General features: G+C 70.3%; 7 protein-coding genes. 4 read left to right on the top strand and 3 right to left on the bottom strand.

The annotated features are described in order from the left end of the window. Positions 1–64: 64 nt before the first annotated feature. Positions 65–967, bottom strand: a complete 903-nt coding sequence (locus NLI01S_RS16785; protein ID WP_067605531.1) for an LLM class flavin-dependent oxidoreductase — start codon at positions 965–967, stop codon at positions 65–67. A gap of 63 nt (positions 968–1,030) precedes the next feature. Then, positions 1,031–1,312 carry a GNAT family N-acetyltransferase gene (locus tag NLI01S_RS16780; protein WP_067605529.1) on the bottom strand — a complete coding sequence of 94 codons (282 nt, stop codon included), beginning with the start codon at positions 1,310–1,312 and terminating at the stop codon, positions 1,031–1,033. 174 nt (positions 1,313–1,486) lie between these two features. On the opposite strand from NLI01S_RS16780, the gene NLI01S_RS16775 reads away from it, so the two are divergent. From NLI01S_RS16775 to NLI01S_RS16760, 4 genes are read left to right on the top strand one after another with little or no spacing between them, the layout of a single operon-like run. After that, complete coding sequence (locus NLI01S_RS16775) at positions 1,487–2,242, top strand: SDR family oxidoreductase (protein WP_067605528.1); 756 nt, start codon at positions 1,487–1,489, stop codon at positions 2,240–2,242. Next, entirely contained in the window at positions 2,242–3,030 is a 789-nt protein-coding gene (locus NLI01S_RS16770; RefSeq protein ID WP_190318496.1) for an SDR family oxidoreductase, read from the top strand. Before NLI01S_RS16775 ends, NLI01S_RS16770 begins: the two co-directional genes overlap by 1 nt. After that, entirely contained in the window at positions 3,027–4,052 is a 1,026-nt protein-coding gene (locus NLI01S_RS16765; RefSeq protein WP_067605527.1) for a phosphotransferase family protein, read from the top strand. The genes NLI01S_RS16770 and NLI01S_RS16765 overlap by 4 nt, the downstream gene beginning before the upstream one ends. Next, complete coding sequence (locus tag NLI01S_RS16760; RefSeq protein ID WP_067605526.1) at positions 4,052–5,263, top strand: acyl-CoA dehydrogenase family protein; 1,212 nt, start codon at positions 4,052–4,054, stop codon at positions 5,261–5,263. Before NLI01S_RS16765 ends, NLI01S_RS16760 begins: the two co-directional genes overlap by 1 nt. 60 nt (positions 5,264–5,323) lie before the next feature. Here NLI01S_RS16760 and NLI01S_RS16755 read toward each other — a convergent pair whose 3' ends face one another. After that, a complete protein-coding gene (locus NLI01S_RS16755) occupies positions 5,324–5,938 on the bottom strand; it encodes a TetR/AcrR family transcriptional regulator (protein WP_067605525.1) in 615 nt (204 codons plus the stop codon). Positions 5,939–6,078 lie beyond the last annotated feature (140 nt).

The following is a 6,078-nucleotide window of genomic DNA, read 5'->3' as shown; positions in this document are numbered from 1 at the left end:
CAACCCCAAGGCTCCCGACCCCAGGCGCCCACCAGCCACCCACCCCCGCACCCTCGCACCTCACTCAGCCTCGGGCATGCCGCACGGCCTCTCGCACGGCCGGGGCGACCTCGGCGGCGAACAGCTCCACCTGTTCCGGAGACTCCTCCGCCGGTCCGAGGACGAAGGTGTCCATCCCGTACTCCACGGCGAACTCGGTGATGCGCTCCACCCACTGGTCGACCGGACCGTCCAGGCCGCCACCGGAGGAACCGGCCGAATCGCCGATGGCGCCCCACAGGTTGTACACGCGACGGATGGCGGCCGGATCGCGGCCGGCCTCGGCGGCGCCCTCGTCGATGCGCGCGTGCATGTCGGGAAGCTTGTCGGTGCCCGCGTAGGCGTGGGAGGGCACCCAGCCGTCGGCGACCCCGCCGACCGCCTTGAGCAGACGGGGTCCGAGCACGCCCAGCCAGATACCGATGTCGTGGGCCGGCGGCGGGCCGGGCTTGACCCCGGCCAGGCGGTAGTGCTCGCCCTCGAAGCGCACCGAGCTCTGATCCGACCACAGCAGGCGGATCACCTCGATCGCCTCCAGCAGGGCGTCGGCGGCCTCGCGTGGGCTGCGCCGGGGCCCGCCCATGGCCTCGATCGCCTCCCAGAACCCGCCGGCGCCCAGCCCCAGTTCGAAGCGGCCACCCGAGAGCACGTCCAGGCTCGCGGAGTTCTTGGCGATGATGGCGGGCGGTCGCAGCGGCAGGTTGGCCACGTCCGGAAAGACCCGCAGGCGTTCGGTGCGGGCCAGGACCGTGGCCATCAGCGCCCAGGTGTCCAGGTGCCGGCGTTGGTAGGGGTGGTCCTGGATACCCACGAAGTCCAATCCGCCCCGTTCGGCCGCGTCGATCACCGCCCAGATGCGGTCCGGCTTCGCGGCCTCCGGCGAGGGGAAGACCCCGAATTCGATGTCACGTCCGTAGTCGATGCCCAACGTCGACGCCTCCTGGTTCTCGGCTGTCCCGCGGTTCTGCCCGGTCGGACCGTGGCCACACGCTCAGCGATGGACGATGTCGGTGTACTCGGGATGGCGTTCGATCCAGCCCTTGACGAACGGGCACATGGGCAGCACGGACAGGCCACGGGTACGCACGTCGTCGAGGGCCTCGCGAACGAGGGCGCCGCCGATGCCCTTGCCCTCGAAGGCGGGATCGACCTCGGTGTGGGTGAAGGTGATCATGGTGTCGGTGAGGATGTACTCGGCGAAACCCGCCTCCTCGCCGTCGGCGGTGATCACGTAGCGGTTGTTCTCCGGGACGTCCTTGACCTCGGCAGCCATGGGATTCCTTTCGGTATCGGGAACGGGTGTCGGAACCCGGGGGTCCCGCACGGGCACCTGTGTTCCCGTGCGACCCCATTGTCACCCCGACCGAGGCCCTTCCCCCCTTGCGGCGCGCGCCCCGTGGACATAGGGTCGCCTTGACATACCGACCAGTCGGTCTAAGGAGTACGCATGACTTCGCGGTTCGGCGGCCGCACCGCCATCATCACCGGTGCCAGTCGCGGTATCGGCCTGGCCATCGCCCAGCGCCTGGTCTCCGAGGGGGCCCGCGTGTGCGTCACCGCGCGCAAGCCCGAGCCCCTCAAGGAGGCGGTCGAGGCCCTGGGCGGCCCCGAACACGCCATCGGGGTCCCCGGGCGCGGTGACGACCCCGAACACCAGGACGAGGCCATCGCCGCCACCAAGGAGGCGTTCGGCGCGGTCGACACGTTCGTCAACAACACCGGCATCAACCCGGTCTACGGACGCATGGTCGACCTGGACCTGGACGCGGCCCGCAAGATCTTCGAGGTGAACGCGCTCTCGGCGGTCTCCTGGGTACAGAAGGTGTACCGGGCCGGCATGGCCGAGCACGGTGGATCGATCGTCAACGTCTCCTCCGTGGCCGGTCTCAAGCCCGCCCCCGGAATCGGCTTCTACGGCGCCTCCAAGGCGATGCTCCGACACATCACCGAGGAGCTCGCGGTCGAGCTCGGCCCCGACATCCGGGTGAACGGGGTCGCCCCCGCCGTGGTCAAGACCCGCTTCGCCGAGGCGCTGTACGACGGGCGCGAGGAAGAGGTCGCCTCCCAGTACCCGTTGAAGCGGCTCGGTGTACCCGAGGACGTCGCCGGAGCGGTCGCGTTCCTGCTCTCCGAAGACGCCTCCTGGATCACCGGCCGCACTCTCGTCCTCGACGGCGGAATGACCCTCACCGGGGGTATCTGATGCCGCTGGACCCCAAGAACGCCGGAGTCGTCGTCACCGGCGCGGGTAACGGCATCGGCGCGGCCGTGGCCCGCCGGTTGGCCTCCGCCGGGGCACGGGTGGTCGTCAACGACCTGGACGCCTCCGCGGCCGAGGCCGTGGCCGGTGAGATCGGCGGGATCGCCGTGCCCGGCGACGCGGCCTCCGAGGCGGGGGTCACCGCGCTGATCGCCGAGGCCGACGCCCATCTGGGCGGGATCGACTTGTACATGGCCAACGCGGGCATCGCCCGCAGCGGCGGCCCGGAGGCCCCCGAAGCCGACTGGGAGGCGTCCTGGCAGGTCAACGTGATGTCGCACGTGCGCGCCGCCCGTGAATTGGTGCCCGGTTGGTTGGAGCGAGGCCGCGGTCACTTCGTCACCACCGCCTCCGGGGCGGGCCTGCTCACCATGCTGGGCAGCGCGCCGTACTCGGTGACCAAGCACGCCGCCCTGGCCTTCAGCGAGTGGTTGTCGGCCACCTACGGGGGCCGAGGGATCACCGTGCAGTGCCTGTGCCCATTGGGTGTGCGCACCGGCATGCTCGACGACGCCGGTGACCAGGGTCAGGCCATCCTCTCCCCCGGGGCCATCACGCCCGAGGAGGTCGCCGACACCGTGCTGGTGGCCCTGAGCGATGGCCGGTTCCTGATCCTGCCGCACCCGGAGGCCGCCGACTACTACGCGGCCCGAGCCACCGACACCGACACCTGGCTGGCGGGGATGCGCCGCCTCCAGGCCAAGGTGTTCGCCGAGGAGGAGAGCGAATGAGTGACGGGAACGAGGGCGAACTCCCCGGCCTGGACCTGGACCGGTTGCGCTCCTACCTGGACCGGGAGGTCCCCGGCCTGGTGTCGGGCCCGCTCACCGGTCGGGTGGTCACCGGCGGCAAGTCGAACCTGACCTACGTGGTCACCGACGGCACCGGGACGTGGGTGGTGCGCCGTCCACCCCTGGGGCACGTGCTGGCCACCGCGCACGACATGACGCGCGAATACCGGGTGATGACGGCGCTGCGAGAGACCGACGTGCCGGTTCCACGTACCCACCACCTGTGCGAGGACACCGAGGTGGCGGGAGCCCCGTTCTACGTCATGGAGTACGTGGGCGGGACCGCGTTCCGCACCCGGGAGGAGATCGCGCCGCTGGGCCCCGACGGCGTCCACGCGGTCGCCGAACGACTGGTCACCACCCTGGGCCTGCTGCACGCGGTCGACCCCGCCACGGTGGGTTTGACCGACTTCGGTCGCCCGGACGGGTTCCTGGAGCGTCAGGTACGTCGGTGGAGCAAGCAGCTGGAGGCATCGCGCAGCCGCGACATCCCCGGCATCGACGAACTCCGCGACCGGTTGGCCCGCTCCATCCCGGAACCGTCCGCGCCCGCGATCGTGCACGGCGACTACCGGCTCGACAACGTGCTGGTCACCGACGACGGCGAGCTCACCGCGGTACTCGACTGGGAGATGGCCACCCTGGGCGATCCGCTCGTGGACCTGGGCCTGATGCTCGTCTACCTGGAACGCCCGGTCACCGGTGGGGACCGACCCGCCACCTCCGCCGAGGGTTTCCCGTCCTCCACCGAGATCGTGCGGATGTACGCCGCCGCCACCGGGCGTGACGTGTCCCGGCTCGGCTGGTACGTGGCCTTCGGCTGCTTCAAGCTCGCGGTGATCGCCGAGGGCATCCACTTCCGGCACACCCGGGGGCTGACCGTCGGGGCGGGGTTCGACGGTATCGGCGACGTGGTCGCGCCCCTGGTGGAACGCGCACACACCATGCTCGAGGAGGACTGATGGACTTCGCCTACGACGCCGAGACCGAGGAGCTGCGACAGCGGCTCCTGGCCTTCATGGAAGAACACGTGTATCCGGCCGAAGCGGTGATGGAAACCCAACTCGCCGAACGCGACGACCCATGGGCGACCCCACCGATCGTGGGCGAGCTCCAGGCCGAGGCCAGGAAACGGGGTCTGTGGAACCTGTTCCTGGCCGGGCACCCCGAGCACGGCGGACTGCCCAACCTCCGGTACGCCCCGTTGGCCGAGATCACCGGGCGCAGCCCCCGCCTGGCCCCGGCCGCCCTCAACTGCGCCGCGCCCGACACCGGCAACATGGAGGTGCTGACGATGTTCGGCACCCCCGACCAGAAGAAGCGCTGGCTGGAGCCGTTGCTGGACGCGCGGATCAGGTCCGCGTTCGCGATGACCGAACCCGCGGTGGCCTCCTCCGACGCCACCAACATCACCACGAGCATCGTCCGCGAGGGCGACGAGTACGTGATCAACGGTCGCAAGTGGTTCATCACCGGGGCGCTCAACCCGGCGTGCGAGATCTTCATCGTGATGGGCAAGACCGACCCCGACGCCGACCGGCACAAGCAGCAGAGCATGGTGCTGGTGCCGCGCGACACTCCCGGGTTGACCGTCGAGCGCGGCATGACGGTGTTCGGCTACGACGACAGCGACCACGGTGGCCACGCCGAAGTGCTGTTCGAGAACGTGCGGGTGCCGGCGGAGAACCTCATCGGAGCCGAAGGGGAGGGCTTCGCCGTCGCCCAGGCCCGTCTGGGCCCGGGCCGGATCCACCACTGCATGCGCGCCCTGGGCATGGCCGAACGCGCCCTGGAGATCACCTGCCGGCGCGTGCTGGACCGGGTGGCGTTCGGCCGCCCGCTGGCCGAGCAGGGCGTGGTGCGCGAGTGGATCGCCGAGGCACGGGTGCAGATCGAGCAACTGCGACTGTTGGTGCTCAAGACCGCCTACCTGATGGACACGGTGGGCAACAAGGGCGCACACACCGAGATCCAGGCGATCAAGATCGCCACCCCGCGCACCGTGGAGTGGATCCTCGACAAGTGCGTGCAGGCGCACGGCGCGGCCGGGGTGAGCCAGGACGTGCCGATCGCCGCCTGGCAGGCGGGGGTGCGTTCGCTGCGGCTGGCCGACGGGCCGGACGAGGTGCACCTGCGTTCGCTGGGCCGCGCGGAGCTGCGCAAGTACAGGTAGCGGACCGCGCGTTGAGGAAGGGCCGGGGCCAAGGTCCCGGCCCTTGTCGCTTGTGCGAGATCAGACCTGGGGACGCAGGCCGGCCAGGAGCAGGTCGGCGAAGTGCCCGCCCACGTCCTTACCGGTCAGGGCGCCGTCGTGGCGGTACCAGGTGCTCAGGTGGTGCACGGAGCCGAAGTAGTAGTCGATGACCAGGTCGGCGGGGACGTCGGCACGGAAGACGCCCTCCTTCTGCCCCTGTTCGATCATGGACCGGAACAGCTCGTGGTACTTGCGACGCTCGGCGCGCACGCTGCGCTGCTTCTCCGGAGCGAGCTGGTGCATGGAACGGAAGAAGATGGTGCTGTCGTCGAGGTTGGCGACGGTGGTGACGATGACGTCGGCGGCGGCCGCGTGCACTCGTTCGGTGACGGGCTCGTCCCGGGCGGAGATCTCCTGCAGGTGCTCGGTCTGCATGCGCAGCACGCGGGCGTAGACCTCGTAGAGCAGGTCGTCCTTGGAACCGAAGTAGTGGTACATGGCGCCCTTGGTGACGCCCGCCGCGGCCACGACCTCCTGTACAGAGGTGCCTTCGAAGCCGCGTTCGGCGAAGAGCCGTGTGGCCGCGCTCAGCAGTCGTTCGGGCACCGTGCCCCGCGGGGTGTCCCCATCGGCCGTCCGCTGTGCACTGCGCATGTCCCCTACCACCTCTTGCCCCCGTCCCCCGGTGGCGAGTCGACTGTCGATCCGAGACAGCATACCGACCGGATGGTACCCCTAGCACGTACACCCGCAGGTTCCCCGACGACCCCTCGCGGCCCCGTCGGGTGTTCGGG

This window comes from Nocardiopsis listeri NBRC 13360, assembly GCF_001570765.1.
GTDB lineage: Bacteria > Actinomycetota > Actinomycetes > Streptosporangiales > Streptosporangiaceae > Nocardiopsis > Nocardiopsis listeri.
Note: the sequence above shows the minus strand (reverse complement) of the source record. Positions and strands in the feature narration are given on the sequence as shown.